The 20,791-nt window shown below is 60.5% G+C and carries 16 protein-coding genes and 2 tRNA genes; 14 read left to right on the plus strand and 4 right to left on the minus strand.

What is annotated here, in order from left to right; all coding sequences use genetic code 11:
* Positions 1–69: 69 nt before the first annotated feature.
* On the minus strand, positions 70–1,077 hold the full coding sequence (locus J4D25_RS08925) for a DUF481 domain-containing protein (RefSeq protein ID WP_057716133.1): 1,008 nt from the start codon (positions 1,075–1,077) through the stop codon (positions 70–72).
* A gap of 130 nt (positions 1,078–1,207) precedes the next feature.
* On the opposite strand from J4D25_RS08925, the gene J4D25_RS08930 reads away from it, so the two are divergent.
* The 4 genes from J4D25_RS08930 to J4D25_RS08945 all read left to right on the plus strand — a co-directional run bounded on the left by J4D25_RS08930 (position 1,208) and on the right by J4D25_RS08945 (position 6,030).
* Positions 1,208–1,594: an MGMT family protein gene (locus J4D25_RS08930; protein WP_219733057.1), complete on the plus strand. Its 387-nt coding sequence runs from the start codon at positions 1,208–1,210 to the stop codon at positions 1,592–1,594.
* A gap of 44 nt (positions 1,595–1,638) precedes the next feature.
* A complete protein-coding gene (locus J4D25_RS08935) occupies positions 1,639–3,198 on the plus strand; it encodes an AmpG family muropeptide MFS transporter (protein WP_057716135.1) in 1,560 nt (519 codons plus the stop codon).
* A 143-nt stretch (positions 3,199–3,341) separates the two neighbouring features.
* Positions 3,342–5,057, plus strand: coding sequence for a proline--tRNA ligase (locus J4D25_RS08940; RefSeq protein WP_057716136.1), 1,716 nt, complete (start codon positions 3,342–3,344; stop codon positions 5,055–5,057).
* Positions 5,058–5,076: 19 nt separating this feature from the next.
* On the plus strand, positions 5,077–6,030 hold the full coding sequence (locus J4D25_RS08945; RefSeq protein WP_057716137.1) for a hypothetical protein: 954 nt from the start codon (positions 5,077–5,079) through the stop codon (positions 6,028–6,030).
* Between the two features lie 98 nt (positions 6,031–6,128).
* On the opposite strand, the gene dinB is transcribed toward J4D25_RS08945, so the two are convergent.
* A complete protein-coding gene (gene dinB, locus J4D25_RS08950; RefSeq protein WP_057716138.1) occupies positions 6,129–7,190 on the minus strand; it encodes a DNA polymerase IV in 1,062 nt (353 codons plus the stop codon).
* Between the two features lie 300 nt (positions 7,191–7,490).
* On the opposite strand from dinB, the gene J4D25_RS08955 reads away from it, so the two are divergent.
* The 4 genes from J4D25_RS08955 (at position 7,491) to J4D25_RS08970 (ending at position 12,093) form a co-directional block, all read left to right on the plus strand.
* Positions 7,491–7,567: transfer RNA gene (locus J4D25_RS08955), tRNA-Met, on the plus strand.
* Positions 7,568–7,799: 232 nt separating this feature from the next.
* Positions 7,800–7,876: transfer RNA gene (locus tag J4D25_RS08960), tRNA-Met, on the plus strand.
* Positions 7,877–8,155: 279 nt separating this feature from the next.
* Positions 8,156–10,798: a bifunctional lysylphosphatidylglycerol flippase/synthetase MprF gene (gene mprF, locus J4D25_RS08965; RefSeq protein ID WP_057716139.1), complete on the plus strand. Its 2,643-nt coding sequence runs from the start codon at positions 8,156–8,158 to the stop codon at positions 10,796–10,798.
* Positions 10,798–12,093, plus strand: coding sequence for a virulence factor family protein (locus J4D25_RS08970; protein ID WP_057716140.1), 1,296 nt, complete (start codon positions 10,798–10,800; stop codon positions 12,091–12,093). The genes mprF and J4D25_RS08970 overlap by 1 nt, the downstream gene beginning before the upstream one ends.
* 180 nt (positions 12,094–12,273) lie before the next feature.
* Here the strand turns inward: J4D25_RS08970 and J4D25_RS08975 are convergent, their stop codons facing one another.
* A complete protein-coding gene (locus J4D25_RS08975; protein WP_057716141.1) occupies positions 12,274–14,175 on the minus strand; it encodes a potassium transporter Kup in 1,902 nt (633 codons plus the stop codon).
* A 293-nt stretch (positions 14,176–14,468) separates the two neighbouring features.
* Here J4D25_RS08975 and rimO point away from each other — a divergent pair, with 293 nt between their 5' ends.
* From rimO to tsaA, 6 genes are all read left to right on the plus strand, one after another.
* Positions 14,469–15,806, plus strand: a complete 1,338-nt coding sequence (rimO, locus tag J4D25_RS08980) for a 30S ribosomal protein S12 methylthiotransferase RimO (protein ID WP_057716142.1) — start codon at positions 14,469–14,471, stop codon at positions 15,804–15,806.
* A 112-nt stretch (positions 15,807–15,918) separates the two neighbouring features.
* A complete protein-coding gene (locus J4D25_RS08985; RefSeq protein WP_057716143.1) occupies positions 15,919–16,392 on the plus strand; it encodes a GNAT family N-acetyltransferase in 474 nt (157 codons plus the stop codon).
* Between the two features lie 211 nt (positions 16,393–16,603).
* Entirely contained in the window at positions 16,604–17,314 is a 711-nt protein-coding gene (locus tag J4D25_RS08990) for an rRNA pseudouridine synthase (protein WP_057716144.1), read from the plus strand.
* Between the two features lie 75 nt (positions 17,315–17,389).
* Positions 17,390–17,860: a DUF1456 family protein gene (locus J4D25_RS08995; protein ID WP_046041186.1), complete on the plus strand. Its 471-nt coding sequence runs from the start codon at positions 17,390–17,392 to the stop codon at positions 17,858–17,860.
* Between the two features lie 215 nt (positions 17,861–18,075).
* A complete protein-coding gene (locus tag J4D25_RS09000; protein WP_057716145.1) occupies positions 18,076–18,846 on the plus strand; it encodes an SDR family oxidoreductase in 771 nt (256 codons plus the stop codon).
* Between the two features lie 186 nt (positions 18,847–19,032).
* The gene (tsaA, locus tag J4D25_RS09005) at positions 19,033–19,731 is read left to right on the plus strand and encodes a tRNA (N6-threonylcarbamoyladenosine(37)-N6)-methyltransferase TrmO (RefSeq protein ID WP_057716146.1); all 699 of its coding nucleotides are present in this window, start codon (positions 19,033–19,035) and stop codon (positions 19,729–19,731) included.
* A 183-nt stretch (positions 19,732–19,914) separates the two neighbouring features.
* Here the strand turns inward: tsaA and fpr are convergent, their stop codons facing one another.
* Positions 19,915–20,694, minus strand: a complete 780-nt coding sequence (gene fpr, locus J4D25_RS09010) for a ferredoxin-NADP reductase (protein ID WP_008054100.1) — start codon at positions 20,692–20,694, stop codon at positions 19,915–19,917.
* Positions 20,695–20,791 lie beyond the last annotated feature (97 nt).

A 20,791-nucleotide genomic window follows, 5' to 3' on the forward strand; every position in this document is an offset into this window, starting at 1 on the left:
ATCGCCACCTTCGACAGCTCCCGGGTTGACCCTGCAGGCGCTGTCGAAGGCGGCGATCTTTTGATGCTCTTACCAGGTCACGCCAAACCCTGCGGTGTAGCGTGTCTTGTCCAGATCCGCATCGTCGGCGCCGCTGATGATATCGCGTTCCGCCTTCAGGTTCAGCGAAGCCCAGTCAGTCACCTTGTAGCGCAACCCCATCTCGGCATCGAGCGCGTAGTCGGCCACGCCCGACAGCGGCTTGCCGACCTCACCATTGGTGAAGAACTCAACACGTTTGCCGATCAGGTAGCGGTTGTAGTCCCACTTCATGGCCAAGGCGTAGAAATTTTCCTCGCTGCCATCGGAGAATTCATAGTCCGTGCGGTTGACCAGCGAGCCCAGGGAGAACGCCCCGAGTTCGTTATCCCAGAACTGATAGCCGGGACCGGTACCGACGGTGCGTTGACGGGAAAGGTCTTCGACCTTGTCGCGTTTGTAGACCAAGCGCCCCTGCCAGAACCATTGCTCGGTCAGGAATCGGTCGATGGAGTACTCCGCCCGCCAGTTGTCCGTGGTCACCACGTCGTCCTGGAACTCACGGTTGTACTCACCTTCAGCGGTGTGCCGCCAGCGCCCGTGTCGCGCACTGGTCTTGAAGTCGATGTCGTAGTCATCGGTGTCGTTTTCCGCCCGCTGATAATCCAGCGCGACATCGACGTTGCCTTTCCACACCAGATCCTCGACCACCGGTTTTGGCTTGAGAATCTGCTGGATGCTCGCCAGTTCGACCATCTTCGGTCCCTCGCCGTTGGCCAGCGTGACCTTGCCGTCGTCCGCCGCTTTCAACGATTTGGCTTTCTCACCACTGTAGGCATCCTGCTTGACCAGCAACTCCTGATCGCTGTCCAGGGTCTTGACCTGTTTCCAGTCGATCGTCACCGCACCGGCGTACTCGGTCTGGATCAGCAGCTTTCCGCCATCGAACAGCGTGATCTTGCCGCTCAGCTTGTCACCGTTCTTCAACCACACGGTATCGGCCAGCAAGGGAGAGGATGCGCCAAGGACGGCGAGACACAGCAGGGATCTGGACAACATAAACAAAATACAGGCTCAGGCTTGCGAGAAAAGTCGGCATTATCCGTAGGAACAATGCCCTGACAAGGACTGACCCGACTATTTCTGTTGAGTTCATTTCTCAACTTCCTGCGCAGGAATTACTCTACAGATGGTAAGGCAAACTTCTTCAGGACTGACGGACGTGACCGATCCAACCGAAGACCCCGAGAGTGCAGCGCAAATCCGACGCACGGCGCTGTATTTGACACTGGCACAAGTACCCGAGGGCAAAGTCGTCAGCTACGGCCAGTTGGCCGAGCTCGCAGGACTGGGTCGCGCCGCCCGCTGGGTCGGGCGCACCCTCAGTCAACTGCCCGGCGACAGCAAGTTGCCCTGGCACCGTGTTCTGGGCGCAAACGGGCGTATCAGCCTGCCGGTCGGCAGCCCTTCGGGTGATGAGCAGCGCGCACGATTACGCATGGAGGGCATCAGTGTCCTGAATAATCGTGTTGATATTCAGCGCCATGGCTGGCGTCCGGTAGAGCACAGCGGTTAGAGTGCGCGCTTTGTTTCCGTATTTCTTGAGGCAGACTCCAGCCCATGCCCCGTAAAACCTGGCGCGCCGCGCTCGCCGCTTATGCCAGCCCCTCGACACTCGTGCTGTTGCTGCTTGGTTTCGCCGCCGGCCTGCCCTACATGCTGGTGTTTTCGACGCTTTCAGTCTGGCTGCGTGAAGCCGGCGTGGCGCGTGAAACCATTGGCTATGCAAGCCTGATCGGCCTGGCGTATGCCTTCAAATGGGTCTGGTCACCCCTGCTCGACCAATGGCGACTGCCATTGCTCGGCAAACTCGGTCGACGAAGGTCCTGGCTCGTGCTGTCCCAGGCACTGGTTATCCTTGGCCTGATCGGGATGGGTTTCTGCGACCCGCAAAAGCATTTGTCCTGGCTGATCGCCATTGCCGTCGTCGTCGCTTTCGCATCAGCGACGCAGGACATCGCGGTCGATGCCTACCGTCTGGAAATCGCCGAAGACAACCGCCAGGCCGCACTGGCCGCCAGTTACATGTCCGGTTACCGGGTCGCCGCGCTGCTGGCTACCGCAGGCGCGCTGTACTTCGCCGAAGGTTTTGGCTCCACCGGCTTCAACTACAAGCATTCGGCCTGGGCCGGCACTTACATCCTGTTCGGTGCCCTGATGGTCCCGGCACTGCTGACATCCCTGTTCATGCGCGAGCCGCCAGTACCATTGCGCACGCAACTGCAGGCCGGGCGCTACAGCTTCGTGCATCAACTGGCCTCGGTGTTCGTGCTGATCGTATTGCTGGTGTCCGTGCCGGCCATGTTCACCCAGCTCTATAACACCGACTTCGCCAGCGTACTGTTCGAAGGCGAGAGCCTGCTCGACCTGCTGCTGGAGGACCGCGCCTTCCTGCGCGCGATTCTCTATACCACCCTCACCGCCCTGTGCCTCTCGGCCATGGGCCGCCGCGGCCTGGCGCCAGTGCTGACACCCGTCAACGACTTCATCCTGCGATACCGCTGGCAAGCGCTGCTGCTGCTCGGCTTGATCGCCACCTATCGGATGTCCGATACGGTCATGGGCGTGATGGCCAATGTGTTCTACATCGACCAGGGCTTCACCAAGGACCAGATCGCCAGCGTCAGCAAAATCTTCGGCCTGATCATGACCCTGGTCGGCGCCGGCATGGGCGGCCTGCTGATCGTGCGTTTCGGCATCCTGCCGATCCTGTTCATCGGCGGTGTCGCCTCCGCGGCGACCAACATCCTGTTCCTGATGCTCGCCGACATGGGCCCCAACCTGAACATGCTGGTGCTGACCATCTCCCTGGACAACTTCAGCTCGGGCCTGGCGACCTCGGCGTTCGTCGCCTACCTGTCGAGCCTGACCAACCTCAAATTCTCCGCCACCCAATACGCCCTGCTCAGCTCGATCATGCTGCTACTGCCACGCCTGATCGGCGGCTATTCAGGGGTCATGGTGGAGAAGTTCGGTTATCACGACTTCTTCCTGATTACCGCCCTGCTGGGCGTCCCGACCCTGCTGTTGATCGCCTTGCACTGGTTCCAGGAGAACCGCCGTGAAGGTCCGACACCTACACCGGAACCGGTGCACACCCCGGTCGCCGAAGAATCGTAGGTTCTTTACGCAGGAAGAATCATGGAGGGCCGAGTGAATCGCGCCCTCCTGCCACACCACCGACCGCACGCCTGTACGCCAGCGGATCTCGCCCGTACAATGCTCCGTCATATCTCGTCATCAGCAATCGATAACGGCCAACCATGCGCACCAGTCAATTTTTGCTCGCCACACAAAAAGAAACGCCTTCCGACGCGGTCGTGATCAGCCACCAGCTGATGCTGCGCGCCGGCATGATCCGCAAACTCGCCTCAGGCCTGTACACCTGGCTGCCGATGGGCTTGCGGGTAATGCGCAAGGTCGAAGCCGTCGTTCGTGAAGAAATGAACGCTGCCGGCTCTCTCGAAGTGTTGATGCCAAGCACGCAACCGGCTGAGCTGTGGCAGGAATCCGGGCGCTGGGAAGAGTACGGCCCTGAATTGCTGCGCTTCAAGGATCGCCACGGTCGCGACTTCTGCGCCGGCCCGACCCACGAAGAAGTCATCACCGATCTGATGCGCAACGAATTGAGCAGCTACAAGCAGCTGCCGATCAACCTGTACCAGATCCAGACCAAATTCCGTGACGAAATCCGCCCACGCTTCGGCTTGATGCGCGGCCGCGAATTCATCATGAAGGACGCCTACTCCTTCCACGCCGACCAGCCTTCGTTGCAGGTCACCTACGACCGCATGCACCAGGCCTACTGCAACGTGTTCACCCGTCTGGGCCTGAAGTTCCGCCCTGTAGAAGCCGACAACGGCTCCATCGGCGGTGCCGGCTCCCACGAGTTCCACGTACTGGCCGAGTCCGGTGAAGACGACATCGTGTTCAGCAACGGCTCCGACTACGCCGCCAACATCGAAAAAGCCGAAGCCGTGCCTCGCGAAACCTCGCGTGCCGCTGCGACCGAAGAGCTGCGCCTGGTCGACACGCCGAACGCCAAGACCATTGCGCAACTGGTCGAAGGCTTCAACCTGCCGATCGAGAAAACCATCAAGACCCTCGTGGTGCATGCTGAAGAGAAAGGCAAGCTGATTGCCCTGATCATCCGTGGCGACCATGAGCTGAACGAAATCAAGGCCGCCAACCAGCCAGGTGTTGCCAGCCCGCTGGTCATGGCCTCGGAAGGCGAACTGCGCGAGGCCATTGGCGCCGGTGCCGGTTCCCTCGGCCCGTTGAACCTGCCGCTGCCGATCATCATCGACCGTTCGGTCGAGCTGATGAGCGACTTCGGCATCGGTGCCAACATCGATGACAAACACTACTTCGGCGTGAACTGGGAGCGCGACCTGCCTGTTCCGACCGTTGCCGACCTGCGCAACGTCGTGGCCGGCGACCCGAGCCCGGACGGCAAGGGCACCCTGGAGATCAAGCGCGGCATCGAAGTCGGGCACATCTTCCAGCTGGGCAACAAGTACAGCAAAGCGATGAAATGCGAAGTGCTGGGCGAGAACGGCAAGCCGGTCACCCTGGAAATGGGCTGCTACGGCATCGGTGTGTCTCGCGTGGTGGCGGCTGCCATCGAGCAGAACAACGACGAAAACGGGATCATCTGGAGCGACACCCTCGCGCCGTTCCAGATTGCCCTGGTGCCGCTGCGCTACGAAACCGAGCAGGTTCGCGAAGCCACCGACAAGCTGTACGCGCAACTTACCGCTGCCGGCTTCGAAGTGCTGCTGGATGACCGTGACAAGAAAACCAGCCCGGGCATCAAGTTCGCGGACATGGAGCTGATCGGCATTCCACACCGGATCGTGGTCAGCGACCGCGGCCTGGCCGAAGGCAACCTGGAATACAAGAGCCGTACCGAGGCCGACGCACAAGCGCTGCCGGTCGCCGACGTGCTGTCCTTCCTTCAGGCCCGCATCCGCCGCTGATAGCAGATATAGGGACGTCATGTTCAAGCGAAACACCTTAGGCCTCGGTGGTGCCGCCTTGTGCGGCGCCCTGCTGGTCAGCGGCTGTGCCAATCAAATGTCACAACGCAGCGAGCACGAGGAACGTGTCGAGCGCAAATTGCTCGATCACAGCCTGCAGATCGATGTCGGTGAGCCCAAGGTGCTTGAGCTTCCGCAACGGCGGGTGAAAATCCACGAGCAGAAGACTTTCGAAGTCACCGAATACGAAGTCACGCGTCACTACGACCGCTATACGCCGTACCAACCCTGGCGGGAGATTTACGAAATCCCGCTGGGCGCGGTGGCCGTGGTCGCGGGTGTCGGTGCCAACGTGGTCAATGTGTTCGCCCTCGGCAATTTGCCGGACAGCGTGACCAAGGACTGGCTGAGCTACGGTTTCGCCGGGCTCAACCCGTTCATGAACGTGCAGTCCCACGGTCGCGCGCAGCAGAACCTGGCCGGTATTGATGAAGTCCAGCGCGACAAGCGCACGGAGTACTCAAGCCTGCCCTGGAGCGAGCGCCCGGTCGAGGTCAAGGCTGGCAAGGAAACCTTCGAACTGACCACCGACAAAAACGGCGTGTTGCGCCTGAATCTGTTGGACAACCCGTTCGCCGAACATGACATCAATCACCTGAGCCGATTGCTGATTCGTGTCGAGGATGCCAAGGACGACGTACACACCGACTCCTCGCTAGCCGTCAGCAGCACCTTGCGCAGCAAGCTCTATGAGGCCCACGGGCTGATTTATGACGATCTCGAGGGCGACGAAGTCAATCAGTGGGTCCACCGGGTCAAGCGCCTGTCGGAGCTGGGTCTTGAAGAGGAAGCCAGTGAACTGGAACAGAGCCTGATCGAACTGACACGCAATGATCCCGAATTGCAGACTGAGTTCCTGAAGTCACTGGCCCGCAATGGCGAGCGACTGGTAGCGAATCCGGGGCTGAACTAAACGCGAGCAGGCTCGCTCCCACATAGGATTTCAGGTGTTCACAAATCCAATGTGGGAGCGGGCTTGCTCGCGAAGGGGCCCGCACATTCACCACAAAACTACCGCTCAAACAACTCCATCTGCTCGAACCCGCCCCGCAAGTCCTCCAGCCGCACCCCGACACCCAACAACCGCACCGGCTTACCGCCGCGATTGAAGGCCTGGGTCAGCATCAACTGATAACTGCCCAGATCCCGCCCTGCCCCGGCCTGCTCCAATGTAGTCTGGGTGAAGTCGTGGAACTTCACTTTGACGAACGGCTTGCCCGGACGATAGCTGCTGTCGATCCGCGCCATGCGACCGGCCAGGGTCTCCAGCAGCTCGGGCAACTTGTCCAGGCAGCTCTTCAGGTCCGGAAGGTCAACGTCGTAGGTATTTTCAACGCTGATCGACTGACGACGACTGTCGTTGTGCACCACACGGTCGTCGATCCCACGGGCCAGGCTCCAGAGTCGCTCGCCAAAGCTGCCGAACTCACGCACCAGCGCCAACTTGTCCCACTCGCGCAATTGCAGGCAATCGGTGATACCCAGCTTGCCGAGCTTGTCGGCGGTGACTTTGCCGACCCCGTGCAATTTGCTCACCGGCAAACCACTGACAAAGTCCTCGACCTGGTCCGGTGTGATGACAAACAGGCCGTTGGGCTTTTTCCAGTCACTGGCAATCTTGGCCAGAAACTTGTTCGGCGCCACACCCGCCGACACGGTGATGTGCAACTGGTTGGAGACCCGGCGCCGGATGTCCTGGGCGATTCGCGTTGCACTGCCTGCGAAATGCGCGCTGTCCGACACATCGAGGTACGCCTCATCGAGCGAGAGCGGCTCGATGATCTCGGTGTAATCGCGAAAGATCGCATGAATTTCCCTGGACGCTTCTCTATAGGCATCCATGCGTGGCTTGACGATGGTCAGGTCCGGGCACAGCTTCAAGGCATGCCCGGAGGACATCGCCGAACGCACCCCGTACGCTCGCGCCTCATAATTGCAGGTGGCGATCACCCCGCGCCGGTCCGCCGACCCACCTACCGCCAGTGGTTTACCGGCCAGGCGTGGGTCGTCGCGCATCTCGATGGCTGCATAGAAGCAGTCACAATCGACGTGGATGATCTTGCGTTGGGTCATAGCAAAGCTGTGTTCATGGCAAGGAAAAGGCGTCATGGCGTGCCGGACAAACAGTATCTCACTGGCACCTGTATATAGCACCAGTAGTCTGAATGTTCTTTTCCAATTGTAGGAAGAGTCGATTGTGAATTTATTTTTTCAATCGAAAAAATACTTTCAATAGACTCGCAGGCCTTGTCCTGCCTGCCTCACAGACCGGCCGACCTCCCCTTTTGAACGCTAAGCGATTGAACGGGAAGAGGTTTTATCGGAATTGGAGGTTGACACCCGAGCGCATCTCTATAGAATGAGCCACACAGACGCGGGATGGAGCAGTCTGGTAGCTCGTCGGGCTCATAACCCGAAGGTCGTCGGTTCAAATCCGGCTCCCGCAACCAAACATCAAAAAAGGTTACTCGAAAGAGTGGCCTTTTTTGTGCGCGCTCGTTTTGTAGCACCGAACGCCGAAACAAGGCCTGGACGCTCAACGAAACCGAAACCGGAAATCGTTCTGATTCCGAAACTTAGGCCATCCCTGCGACCGTTTGCCGCGATTCAACATTTATTTGACCTGCTTCAGGATTAACGGTTGACACCCCGGCGCATCTCTATAGAATGCCGCCACACAGACGCGGGATGGAGCAGTCTGGTAGCTCGTCGGGCTCATAACCCGAAGGTCGTCGGTTCAAATCCGGCTCCCGCAACCAAACATCAAAAAAGGCTACTCGAAAGAGTGGCCTTTTTTGTATCTGTTGAAAAAGTCCTTTCGCAACAATGACCTGTCACTGTGTAGCAAGCCGCTTGGGGGTCACCCATGCGCCGGGTTCAGACTATGCTCTATCACAGGCTGAAGCCTCCGCGACTGATACCGCGCCATCCCTGTTGCCGGGTGATAGGCGTTAAAATTTGTGATTATTTTTTTCTACAGGGATTGGTAACTTGGCTGGATACCTCCATCCTGTCGCGCACGATCCAAGAGGTGATTGATGCGCGCCAACTCGTCTGATTCACAAGACACTGTCACAGCGACACAACCGATCAATGCCGAGCGCCTGCGCCTACTTGATCGTTTGAGCAAATACCGTCAACCCATTGGCCTGGCGGTCACCCTGCTGCTGTTCGCGATCGCGCTGATTGCCTGTCGCCACCTGTTGAGCGAACTCGACCTTAACGCCCTGCACGACTCGATCCTCGACGTTCCGAAACCTGCCTTGATGGGCGCACTGGCTACAACTGTGGTGGGCTTCATCATTCTGCTCGGCTACGAATGGTCAGCCAGCCGCTATGCCGGGGCGAGCCTGGCACCGCGCACGCTGGCCCTGGGCGGTTTCACGGCCTTTGCCATCGGCAACGCCATCGGTCTTTCAATGTTGTCGGGAGGCTCGGTTCGCTATCGCCTCTATGCCCGTCATGGCCTGGGAGCGGCAGAAGTCGCCCGCATGACTTTGTTCGCCAGCCTCTCGCTGGGTTGCGCCCTGCCACCGCTGGCTGCCCTGGCGACGCTCAGCGACCTGCCAGCGGCGTCCTCCGCCCTGGGACTCTCCGAGACGTTGCTGGGCGTGGTGGCGACTGCCGTGCTCGTGCTGTTTTCAGTGCTGGCCATCGGTATCTACCGTCGACGGCTGCCGGAACAGCCTTACCCGGACAACCTGCTGGTCAGGATCGGGCGCCGCACCTTGCGTCTGCCCGGGCGTCGCCTGACCTTCCTGCAATTGGTCATCACCGCCCTGGACGTAGCCGCCGCCGCGACCGTGCTCTATCTGCTGCTGCCGGAAACACCACCCTTCGGTGCGTTCCTTCTGGTTTACCTGCTGGCGCTGGCTGCCGGCGTGCTCAGCCATGTGCCGGGCGGTGTCGGGGTGTTCGAAGCCATTTTGCTGGCGGCGTTTTCCGACACCCTGGGTGCTGCGCCACTGGCGGCCGCCCTGCTGCTCTATCGCTTGATCTACGTGGTCCTGCCCTTGCTGGTGGCCTGCCTGTTGCTGCTGATCAACGAAGGCCAGCGCCTGTTCCAGACGCGCCAGACATTGCGTGCGGCCTCGGGTCTGGCGGCTCCGATACTGGCGGTGCTGGTGTTCCTGTCCGGTGTTGTCCTGCTGTTCTCCGGCGTCACCCCGGAAATTGATACGCGCCTGGAACACATCGGTTTTCTGATCCCCCATCGACTGGTCGATGCTTCGCACTTTGGCGCCAGCCTGGTCGGCGTGCTTTGCCTGTTGCTGGCCCAGGGGCTGCGCCGCCGGCTGTCGGCCGCGTGGATGCTGACCACCATTCTGTTACTGGTCGGCGCCCTGCTCTCGCTGCTCAAAGGCTTCGACTGGGAAGAAGCCAGCCTGATGGTGCTGACGGCGAGCCTGCTCGGGGTATTCCGCCGCTCGTTCTATCGCCCCAGCCGACTGACCGAAGTACCGTTCTCGCCGCTGTACCTGGTGGCCAGCCTGTGCGTGCTCGGCGCCTCGATCTGGTTGCTGTTGTTCGCCTACCAGGACGTTCCATACAGTCACCAACTCTGGTGGCAGTTCACTCTGGACGCCGATGCCCCTCGCGGCCTGCGCTCGCTGCTCGGGGCTGCCGTGCTGCTGGTGGTGGTGTCGCTGACCTGGCTGCTGCGCACCGCGCGCCCGGTCATTCACCTGCCCACCCCCGACGAACTGGAGCGCGCCAGCAAGATCCTCATGGCATCGGCCCAACCGGATGGCGGCCTGGCCCTGACCGGCGACAAGGCGCTGCTGTTCCACCCCAATGACGAAGCGTTCCTGATGTACGCCCGCCGTGGCCGCAGCCTGGTGGCGTTGTATGACCCGATCGGCCCGGGCCAGCAACGGGCGGAAATGATCTGGCAGTTCCGCGACCTTTGCGACATCCACCACGCCCGCCCCGTGTTCTATCAAGTGCGTGCAGAGAACCTGCCGTACTACATGGACATCGGCCTGACCGCGATCAAGCTCGGCGAAGAAGCCCGGGTCGACCTCAAGCGTTTTGATCTCGAAGCCAAGGGCAAAGAGATGAAGGACCTGCGCTACACCTGGAACCGTGGCACCCGCGACGGCCTGTCCCTGGAAATCCATGAACCCGGCCAGGCGCCGATGGATGAGCTCAAGGTAATTTCCGATGCCTGGCTGACCGGCAAGAACGTCCGGGAGAAAGGTTTTTCACTGGGCCGCTTCAGCGATGACTACCTCAAGCATTTTCGCATCGCGGTGATTCGTTTCGAAGGACGCCCGGTGGCGTTCGCAAACTTGCTCGAGACCTACGGCCATGACCTGGCCAGCCTCGACCTGATGCGCGCGCACCCGGATGCACCGAAGCTGACCATGGAGTTCATGATGGTCGGCCTGATTCAACATTATAAAAATCATGGATACGCGCGTTTCAGCCTGGGCATGGTGCCGTTGTCGGGGTTGCAACCCCGTCGCGGCGCACCCTTGACCCAGCGCCTTGGCTCGATGGTATTCCGCCGTGGTGAGCAGCTGTACAACTTCCAAGGCTTGCGCCGCTTCAAAGACAAGTTCCAGCCTGATTGGGAACCCCGTTATATGGCCGTGCCCGCCGGACTCGATCCGCTGGTTGCGCTGGCCGACACCGCTGCCCTGATCGCGGGTGGCTTGACCGGATTGGTGAAACGCTGATGATTCAACGCTCCTTGCGGTATGTATTGGGCACACTGGTGATAGTGGCCCTGATTCTCGGTGGCGGTTTCTGGTACCTGAAACGCCCGGCACCGGAGCCGACCCTCGAATTGCTGACCCCGGCCGATGGTGCGGCGATGACCCGTGTCATCCCAGGCACAACGCCACGCGCCCAGGTGCTGGTGGCGGTCAACGAAGACCAGAAACTCAGCGACAAGCAATTGATGACCCTGAGCCGCAGTGGTTCGGCGCAAATTGTCCAGGTGATCCTGCCCAAGGATTGCCTGCTGCAAAGCCGCGCCCTGCAATCGGGCCTGCGAGAGCTCAAAGGCCCGGCGACCCTGGTCAGCGGCATCGGCCCTGGTGCCGTGCTGGCCTGGCGCTGGTTGTCCGAGCAAAAGGACGACAAGGCCCAGGCCGTCTCGGTCGACCTGGCCCTGGAAAAGGGCGGCTGCACTCACCTGCTGCCCAAAAGCGCGGCCCACGGTCACTGGCTGGTCGCGTGGAACGACAACCCGGACGACACCAGTGCCGGCTTCGTGCGTGATCAACCGAACGCCGAAACCAGCATCAGCGACTACGACATCAACCTGCCGCAAGTGCTGAACAACGAACTGCGCAAGATCCTCGTCGGTGGCGACAAAGCCGCTGGCGGCCTGCAGATCCCGGTGGTCGAAGTGCCAGCGGGCCAGGCCAGTGACACCGTGACCCTGTTCCTGTCCGGCGACGGCGGCTGGCGCGACCTCGACCGCGACGTGGCGGGCGAGATGGCCAAGATCGGCTACCCGGTGGTCGGCATCGACACCCTGCGCTACTACTGGCAGCACAAGAGCCCGGAGCAAAGCGCGCTGGACCTGACTGAACTGATGCAACACTACCGGCAGAAATGGGGCACCAAGCGCTTCATCCTGACCGGCTATTCGTTCGGCGCCGACGTACTGCCGGCGATCTACAACCGCCTGGCCGAATCGGAACAGCAACGCGTCGACGCGATCATCCTGCTGGCCTTCGCCCGTACCGGCAGCTTCGAGATCGAAGTCGAAGGCTGGCTCGGCAACGCCGGCAAGGAAGCCGCTACCGGCCCGGAAATGGCCAAGTTGCCAGCCGCCAAAGTGGTGTGCATCTACGGCGAAGAAGAAACCGACGAGAGTGGCTGCACCGACAAGACGGCAGTAGGCGAAGCCATCAAGCTGCCTGGCGGCCACCACTTCGACGAGAACTATCCGGCGCTGGCCAAGCGCCTGGTGGATGTGATCGAGAAGCGTCAAGCCAAAGAAGCAGAAGCTCAAGAGTGATCTGAGCCCCACAAAAAAGCCCCCGCTGCCGCAAGGTAACGGGGGCTTTTTCATTCAACACCACAACACACTGTAGGAGCGAGCTTGCTCGCGATGGACGTCAACGATGACGCGGAAATCCTGAATAAACGCGGTGCATTTGAGACCATCGCGAGCAAGCTCGCTCCTACAGGATAAGGTTTACATTTCGACCTGCGTCCCCAATTCAATCACCCGGTTCAGCGGCAGATTAAAGAAACGCAGGTTGCCGTTGGCGTTCTGCAACATGAACGCAAACAGCGCCTCGCGCCAGCGCGACATGCCTTCGAGCTTGGAGGCGATGACCGTTTCGCGGCTGAGGAAGTACGTGGTGCGCATGGGGCTGAAATCCAGCTCATCGAGATGACACAGCTTCAGCGCCTGCGGTACGTCCGGCTCATCGGTGAAGCCGAAATGCAGGATGACCCGGAAGAACCCTTCGCCATAGGAGTCGACCTCGAAGCGCCGATTCGGCGGCACCCGCGGGATGTCTTCGTACACTACCGTCAGCAGCACCACTTGCTCGTGCAGTACCTGGTTATGCAGCAGGTTGTGCAACAGCGCGTGGGGTACAGCATCCGGCCGTGCCGTCAGGAACACGGCGGTGCCCTGAACACGATGGGGTGGTTGTACGGCAATGCTGCTGATGAAGATCGGCAGCGGCAATCCACCCTCATCGATACGCTCGACCAGCAACTGCTTACCGCGCTTCCAGGTGGTCATCAGCACAAACAGCGCGAAACCCGCGATCACCGGGAATGCACCGCCCTGAACGATTTTCGGCACGTTGGCGGCGAAGTACAGACCATCGACCAACATGAAGCCGAACAATATCGGAACCGCGAAGATTGGCGGCCACTTCCACAGCAGCAGCATCACCGCCGACACCAGGATGGTGGTCATCAGCATGGTGCCCGTCACTGCCACGCCATAGGCCGAGGCCAGGGCACCGGAGGATTCGAAACCGATCACCAGCAGGATCACGCCGACCATCAACGCCCAGTTCACCGCACCGATGTAGATCTGGCCCTGTTCGGCACTGGAAGTGTGTCGGATGTGCATGCGCGGAATGTAACCGAGCTGGATCGCCTGGCGGGTCAGGGAGAACGCACCGGAAATCACCGCTTGCGAGGCAATCACCGTGGCCAGGGTCGACAGGCCGACCAGCGGGATCAACGCCCAGCTCGGCGCCAGCAGGTAGAAGGGGTTACGGGCCGCTTCCGGATCACCTAGCAGCAGCGCGCCCTGGCCGAAGTAGTTCAGCACCAACGCCGGCAGTACAAGGATGAACCACGCACGTGCGATCGGCTTGCGGCCGAAGTGGCCCATGTCCGCGTACAGCGCTTCGGCACCGGTCAATGCCAGCACCACGGCGCCGAGAATCGTCACGCCCATGCCCGGATGGACCATGAAGAAACGTACGCCCCACATCGGGTTCATCGCTTCCAGGACTTCCGGATGCTGGCTGATGCCATAGACGCCCAATGCACCCAGCACGAGGAACCAGGTGACCATGATCGGCCCGAACAGAATGCCGATGCGCGCCGTGCCGTGACGCTGGATCAGAAACAGCGCGACCAGCACCACCAGCGACAGCGGCACGACCCAATGGTCGATACCTTCGAACGCCAGCCCCAGGCCTTCAATCGCCGACAGTACGGAGATCGCCGGGGTGATCATGCTGTCGCCATAGAACAATGCCGCGCCGATCAGTCCGCAGACCACCAGCAACATGCGCAATTTGGCATGCCCCGCCGCCGCCCGCCGGGCCAGTGCGGTCAAGGCCATGATCCCGCCTTCGCCCTGGTTGTCGGCGCGCAGCACGAACATCATGTACTTGATCGACACAACCCAGATCAGCGACCAGAAAATGAGCGCAAGAATCCCCAGCACCCCGTCATGGTTGACCGGCACGCCATAGCCTCCGGAAAACACTTCTTTGAGGGTGTACAACGGACTGGTGCCGATATCGCCATAAACCACCCCGACTGCCGCGACCAGCATGCCGATCGGCTTCACCGCCGAATGCTCGGCATCGGTAGCCTGACTACTTGCCTGACCCATCCACCACTCCTACTTCTCAGACCCGGGCTTCTTTGAAAGAAGCACTATGCTTTGTCGTGCAGCATGCGCTGTTTTACTTCACGTTACAGACGTTTTGTTGACAGTAAAAAATCTGTAAGGCGTAACGGCGCGAAGCATAGCGCAGCACTCGTCGTATTTCCCCGCATAAAGCTGGTCAAGTGAACGACTCATCGCTAGAATTGCGCACTTTTTGATCAGAGGCGCAGTTCAAGCGCCCGTCCGTCGGTTTTGCCCTGCCCGGCAAACGGCGTCACAAAATACCGAGGTTAGACATGTCCACCACTCCTGCGCCGGCCAATCCAAAGGTTGGCTTCGTATCCCTGGGTTGCCCCAAAGCACTGGTCGACTCCGAGCGCATCCTTACCCAGCTGCGCATGGAAGGCTATGACGTGGTGTCCACCTACCAGGACGCCGATGTCGTGGTAGTCAACACTTGCGGCTTCATCGATTCGGCCAAGGCCGAGTCCCTGGAAGTGATTGGCGAAGCCATCAAGGAAAACGGCAAGGTCATCGTGACCGGCTGCATGGGCGTCGAAGAAGGCAACATTCGCAACGTACACCCGAGCGTGCTGGCGGTGACCGGCCCGCAGCAGTACGAGCAAGTGGTCAATGCCGTGCACGAAGTCGTGCCGCCGCGCCAGGACCACAACCCGCTGATCGACCTGGTGCCGCCACAAGGCATCAAGCTGACCCCGCGCCACTACGCCTACCTGAAGATTTCCGAAGGCTGCAACCACAGCTGCAGCTTCTGCATCATCCCGTCGATGCGCGGCAAACTGGTCAGCCGCCCGGTGGGTGATGTGCTCGACGAGGCCCAGCGTCTGGTCAAGTCCGGCGTCAAAGAGCTGTTGGTAATCTCCCAGGACACCAGCGCCTACGGCGTCGACGTGAAATACCGCACCGGTTTCTGGAACGGCGCGCCGGTGAAAACCCGCATGACCGAACTCTGCGAAGCCCTGAGCACCCTCGGCGTCTGGGTTCGCCTGCACTACGTTTACCCGTACCCGCACGTTGACGAGCTGATCCCGCTGATGGCCGCCGGCAAGATCCTGCCGTACCTGGACATCCCGTTCCAGCACGCCAGCCCGAAAGTGCTCAAGTCGATGAAACGCCCGGCCTTCGAAGACAAGACCCTGGCGCGGATCAAGAACTGGCGCGAAATCTGCCCGGACCTGATCATCCGTTCGACCTTCATCGTCGGCTTCCCGGGCGAGACCGAAGAAGACTTCCAGTACCTGCTGAACTGGCTGACCGAAGCCCAGCTCGACCGCGTCGGCTGCTTCCAGTACTCGCCGGTTGAAGGCGCACCGGCCAATGACCTGGACCTGGAAGTCGTCCCGGACGACATCAAGCAGGACCGCTGGGAGCGCTTCATGGCGCACCAGCAGGCCATCAGCTCGGCGCGTCTGCAAATGCGCATCGGCCGTGAGATCGAAGTGCTGGTCGATGAAGTCGACGAGCAAGGCGCGGTCGGCCGCTGCTTCTTCGATGCCCCGGAGATCGACGGCAACGTGTTCATCGACAACGGCAGCAACCTCAAGCCGGGCGACAAGGTCTGGTGCAAAGTGACCGACGCCGACGAATACGATCTGTGGGCTGAACAGATCTAAACGCAAAAAATACGCAAAGCCCCGCTCTCTTGACGAGATGCGGGGCTTTTTTACGGCTATCGTTTGCACATGGAAGGATTCCTATCAACCACTGCATAAGAGGCAGACGGGCATGCGTCAGCATTCGGTCATCCACACGCCGAAACTCGGCGACTACGAAGAATTGACCCGGGTCTGGGAGGCCTCGGTACGCGCCACCCACGACTTTCTGCCGGACAGCTACATCGAACTGCTGAAGAACCTGGTGCTGACCCGCTACCTCGACGCGGTGATGCTGATCTGCACCAAGGATTCGAACCAGCGCATCACCGGGTTCGCCGGCGTCGCGGCCGGCAAGATCGAAATGCTCTTCATCGACCCCGACCATCGCGGCCAGGGCCTGGGCAAGAAATTGTTGCACTATGCCCTGGAACACCTGAACGCCGACGAACTGGACGTCAACGAACAGAACCCGCAAGCCCTCGGCTTTTACTTCAAGCAAGGCTTCGAGGTCATCGGTCGTTCGGAGGTCGATGGCATGGGCCAGCCGTATCCGTTGTTGCACATGCGTTTGCGCCGGGCCCAGAAACACTCCCAACATGGCTGATACAACACAGACATCTGTAGGAGCTGGCTTGTCGGGTCGCCGCATCGCAGCGATGGTGGGGACGATAACGCGCTATTTCAGAAGAACGCAGTGCTCTTGAATCCATCGCTGGCAAGCCAGCTCCTACAAAAAGCACTGCGCGTAAATGGAACCGGGATTAACCGGCGCCAGGCAGGTACAATGCCCACCCCCTTTTTGTTACGGCCCTGACATGACTGACCCGATTCGTCTCTCCAAACGCCTCATCGAACTCGTCGGCTGTTCCCGTCGGGAGGCTGAGCTGTTCATCGAGGGCGGCTGGGTCACCGTCGACGGTGTGGTCATCGACGAGCCGCAATTCAAGGTCGACACTCAGAAAGTCGAGCTTGATCCAGAAGCCAAGGCCACCGCACCGGAACCGGTGACCCTGCTGCTCAATGTGCCCGCAGGCATGGACGCAGACACCGCCTTGGCCACCCTCGGCGCCGAGACCCTGAGCGAAGAGCACCGCTACGGCAAGCGCCCGTTGCGCGGGCACTTCCTGCGCCTGACCGCCAGCACCGACCTGCAGGCCAACGCCAGCGGGCTGCTGGTGTTCACCCAGGACTGGAAAATCCTGCGCAAACTCACCGCCGACTCCAGCAAGATCGAGCAAGAGTATGTGGTCGAGGTTGAAGGCGAGATGGTGGCCCACGGCCTGAACCGCCTGAACCACGGTCTGACCTACAAGGGCAAGGAGTTGCCGGCGGTCAAGGCCAGCTGGCAGAACGAGAACCGTCTGCGCTTTGCCATGAAGAACCCGCAGCCGGGCATCATCGCCCTGCTCTGCCAGGCGGTCGGCCTCAAGGTCGTCGGTATCCGCCGTATTCGCATCGGTGGCGTGTCCATCGGCAAAGTGCCGGTGGGGCAATGGCGCTATCTGTCCGGCAAAGAGAAGTTCTAAGGCTTTTCTCGCCGCCATCCATTTCGGCGCCGCGCCTGGCCGCGACGCCCACAGCTGAATATCAGGACTGCACACATGATTCATAACGACGTACTGCGCAGCGTGCGCTACATGCTCGACATCAGCGACAAGAAAGTCATCGAGATCATCAAGCTCGGCGGCCTGGACGTGACCCTGCCGGACCTGTTGACCTACCTCGACAAGAAAGAGGAAGACGAGGAAGGTTTCGTACGCTGCCCGGACGAAGTCATGGCGCACTTCCTCGACGGCCTGGTGATCTTCAAGCGCGGCAAGGACGAAAGCCGCCCACCGCAGCCGATCGAAGTGCCGGTGACCAATAACATCATCCTGAAAAAGCTGCGGGTGGCGTTCGAGCTCAAAGAAGACGACATGCACGCAATCCTCAAGGCTGCCGAGTTCCCGGTGTCCAAGCCTGAGCTGAGCGCACTGTTCCGCAAGTTCGGTCACACCAACTATCGCCCGTGCGGCGACCAGCTGCTGCGCAATTTCCTCAAGGGCCTGACCCTGCGAGTGCGCCCGCAGTAAGCTCAAGACACATCTGTTTTCTGTAGGAGCTGGCTTGCCAGCGATGGTCGCAAACGATAACGCGTGCTGACTGGATGAACGCGGCGGTCTCTCATCCTTCGCTGGCAAGCCAGCTCCTACAGGACCGAATGGCCCCTCATTCCGCGCAAAAATAGTGGCTCCGCTTCTGGCGGCTGACGACTAGGGTGTAAGGACCTCAGTTCTCAGGATTCGCCATGCATCCCTACTTTTCCCTGCAAGGCCGCACCGCCCTGGTGACCGGCGGCACCCGTGGTATCGGCAAGATGATCGCCAAGGCCTACGTCGAGGCGGGCGCCACCGTATACGTCTGCGCCCGCGACGTCGAAGCCTGCCAGCAAACCGCTGACGAACTCGGTGCACTTGGCCGCTGCCGCGCCATCGCGGCGAACCTCGCCACAGAAGAGGGCGTCCTGCAACTGGCCACGCGCCTGGGCGAGCAGATCACTCATCTGGACATCCTGGTTAACAATGCCGGCACCACCTGGGGCGCGCCATTGGAGAGCTACCCGATCAAGGGCTGGGAAAAAGTCATGCAGCTCAACGTGACGTCGGTGTTCAACTGCATCCAGCAGTTCCTGCCCCTGCTGCGCAAGGCCGGTTCCGAAGCGAATCCGGCGCGGATCATCAACATAGGATCGGTGGCAGGGATTTCCTCCTTCGGCGAGCAGGCGTATGCCTACGGGCCGAGCAAGGCTGCGTTGCACCAACTGTCGAGGATTCTGGCGCGCGAACTGGTGAGCCAGCACATCAACGTCAACGTGATCGCCCCGGGGCGGTTTCCGAGCAAGATGACCCAGCACATCGGCAATGATGAACAGGCGCTGGCGCAGGATACGGCATTGATCCCGATGAAGCGTTGGGGCCGCGAGGAAGAGATGGCGGCGCTGGCGATCAGCCTGGCGAGTACTGCCGGGGCTTATATGACCGGGAATATCATTCCGCTGGATGGTGGGTTCAGCCTGTAGATCGGCGGTGCGGCCATCGCGGGCAAGCCACGCTCCCACAGGTTTTGAGACGGACACAAATCTTGTGTGCGCTCGAGAACCCTGTAGGAGCGTGGCTTGCCCGCGATGACGGACTGATAGGCGCCACCGGGCCAAAGGCCGTGTGGGTTATCATGCCTGCCTTAAATTCCACCTCGACCCCAAACCATGACCTACAGCGTTTCCCCCATCGGCTTCGTGCGCTCCTGCTTCAAGGAGAAATTCGCCATTCCGCGCCAACCGCAACTGGCCCCGGCTGCCCGTGGCGTGCTGGAACTGGTGGCTCCGTTCGATCAAGGGGACGCGGTACAAGGCCTGGAGCAGGTCAGCCACGTGTGGCTGCTGTTCCTGTTCCACCAGGCCCTGGAAGAAAAACCTCGCTTGAAGGTCCGCCCACCGCGCCTCGGCGGCAACAAGTCCATGGGCGTGTTCGCCACCCGCGCCACCCACCGCCCCAATGGCATCGGTCAATCCGTGGTCAAGCTGGACAAGATCGAAGCCAATCGCCTGTGGATATCCGGTATTGACTTGCTGGACGGCACGCCGATTCTCGACATAAAACCCTACGTGCCTTACGCCGACATCATCGATACAGCCACCAACAGCATCGCCAGCGCTGCGCCGCTGTTGATTCCCGTGCAGTGGACGGACGCAGCGCTGCAACAGGCTCACGAGCACGCTCAGCGTCTTGAGGAGCCTTTGGTTGAGTTGATCGAGCAATGCCTGGCGCAGGATCCACGCCCGGCCTATCAAATGCCTGCACCCGAGCGGGAATACGGCGCGCAGTTCTGGGATCTGGATGTGCGTTGGCATTACCCGACACCGGAGCTGATCCGCGTCCTGGAAGTCATTCCCGCGCGGGTCTGAACTCCGGAAACGAAAAAGCCCGCATGACCTTCTCAGGTCATGCGGGCTTTTTAGATGCGCTGCAAATCTTCTGTAGGAGCGAGCATGCTCGCGAAAAACCTGAGGACGCCGCGGGGTATCAAGCTTCCCGCGTTATCGTTAACGACCATCGCGAGCCAGCTCGCTCCTACAGGTGACCTGCGGTCACTTCTCGACGAACGCTCGTTCGATCAGGTAATCACCCGGCTCGCGCATCCGCGGCGAAACCTTCAGGCCGAAGCTGTTCAGCACTTCACTGGTCTCGTCGAGCATGCTCGGGCTGCCGCACAGCATGGCGCGGTCGTCCTGCGGGTTGATCGGTGGCAGACCGATGTCGCTGAACAGCTTGCCGCTGCGCATCAGGTCGGTCAGGCGACCTTCGTTCTCGAACGGCTCACGGGTCACGGTCGGGTAGTAGATCAACTTGTCACGCAGCGCGTCACCGAAGAACTCGTTCTGCGGCAGGTGCTCGGTGATGAACTCGCGGTAAGCGACTTCGTTGACGTAACGAACGCCGTGGCACAGGATCACTTTTTCGAAGCGCTCGTAGGTTTCCGGGTCCTGGATGACGCTCATGAACGGCGCCAGACCGGTGCCGGTGCTGAGCAGGTACAAATGTTTGCCAGGCTTGAGGTCATCCAGTACCAGCGTGCCGGTAGGCTTCTTGCTGATGATGATCTCATCGCCTTCCTTCAGATGCTGTAACTGCGAAGTCAGCGGACCATCAGGCACCTTGATGCTGAAGAACTCGAGATGCTCTTCCCAGTTCGGGCTGGCAATCGAGTAAGCGCGCATAAGCGGGCGGCCGTTGGGCTGTTGCAGGCCGATCATCACGAACTGACCGTTCTCGAAGCGCAGGCCCGGATCACGGGTGCACTTGAAGCTGAACAGAGTGTCGTTCCAGTGGTGAACACTGAGGACACGCTCGTGGTTCATGTTGCTCATGTACGTGGGACTCCTGGAGATTTGTCTGCGCGTGTTCGACGCCTGCTCTGCAAAAAAGCCAGCTCTGCGCAATTGCATCGCATTCTAAAGGCAGAGA

The sequence above is a fragment of the Pseudomonas sp. GW456-L13 genome (assembly GCF_017350115.1).
GTDB classification, from domain to species: Bacteria; Pseudomonadota; Gammaproteobacteria; order Pseudomonadales; family Pseudomonadaceae; genus Aquipseudomonas; species Aquipseudomonas jessenii.

What these genes read in the sequence shown, in the direction of transcription:
- J4D25_RS08995 (WP_046041186.1), top strand. Translation starts at nt 17,390, where the DNA reads ATGATTCATAACGACGTACTGCGCAGCGTGCGCTACATGCTCGACATC.
- J4D25_RS09000 (WP_057716145.1), top strand. Translation starts at nt 18,076, where the DNA reads ATGCATCCCTACTTTTCCCTGCAAGGCCGCACCGCCCTGGTGACCGGC.
- J4D25_RS08975 (WP_057716141.1), bottom strand. Translation starts at nt 14,175, where the DNA reads ATGGGTCAGGCAAGTAGTCAGGCTACCGATGCCGAGCATTCGGCGGTG.
- J4D25_RS08990 (WP_057716144.1), top strand. Translation starts at nt 16,604, where the DNA reads ATGACTGACCCGATTCGTCTCTCCAAACGCCTCATCGAACTCGTCGGC.
- mprF (WP_057716139.1), top strand. Translation starts at nt 8,156, where the DNA reads ATGCGCGCCAACTCGTCTGATTCACAAGACACTGTCACAGCGACACAA.
- dinB (WP_057716138.1), bottom strand. Translation starts at nt 7,190, where the DNA reads ATGACCCAACGCAAGATCATCCACGTCGATTGTGACTGCTTCTATGCA.
- J4D25_RS08930 (WP_219733057.1), top strand. Translation starts at nt 1,208, where the DNA reads ATGGTAAGGCAAACTTCTTCAGGACTGACGGACGTGACCGATCCAACC.
- rimO (WP_057716142.1), top strand. Translation starts at nt 14,469, where the DNA reads ATGTCCACCACTCCTGCGCCGGCCAATCCAAAGGTTGGCTTCGTATCC.
- J4D25_RS08940 (WP_057716136.1), top strand. Translation starts at nt 3,342, where the DNA reads ATGCGCACCAGTCAATTTTTGCTCGCCACACAAAAAGAAACGCCTTCC.
- J4D25_RS08970 (WP_057716140.1), top strand. Translation starts at nt 10,798, where the DNA reads ATGATTCAACGCTCCTTGCGGTATGTATTGGGCACACTGGTGATAGTG.
- J4D25_RS08935 (WP_057716135.1), top strand. Translation starts at nt 1,639, where the DNA reads ATGCCCCGTAAAACCTGGCGCGCCGCGCTCGCCGCTTATGCCAGCCCC.
- J4D25_RS08945 (WP_057716137.1), top strand. Translation starts at nt 5,077, where the DNA reads ATGTTCAAGCGAAACACCTTAGGCCTCGGTGGTGCCGCCTTGTGCGGC.
- tsaA (WP_057716146.1), top strand. Translation starts at nt 19,033, where the DNA reads ATGACCTACAGCGTTTCCCCCATCGGCTTCGTGCGCTCCTGCTTCAAG.
- J4D25_RS08985 (WP_057716143.1), top strand. Translation starts at nt 15,919, where the DNA reads ATGCGTCAGCATTCGGTCATCCACACGCCGAAACTCGGCGACTACGAA.
- J4D25_RS08925 (WP_057716133.1), bottom strand. Translation starts at nt 1,077, where the DNA reads ATGTTGTCCAGATCCCTGCTGTGTCTCGCCGTCCTTGGCGCATCCTCT.
- fpr (WP_008054100.1), bottom strand. Translation starts at nt 20,694, where the DNA reads ATGAGCAACATGAACCACGAGCGTGTCCTCAGTGTTCACCACTGGAAC.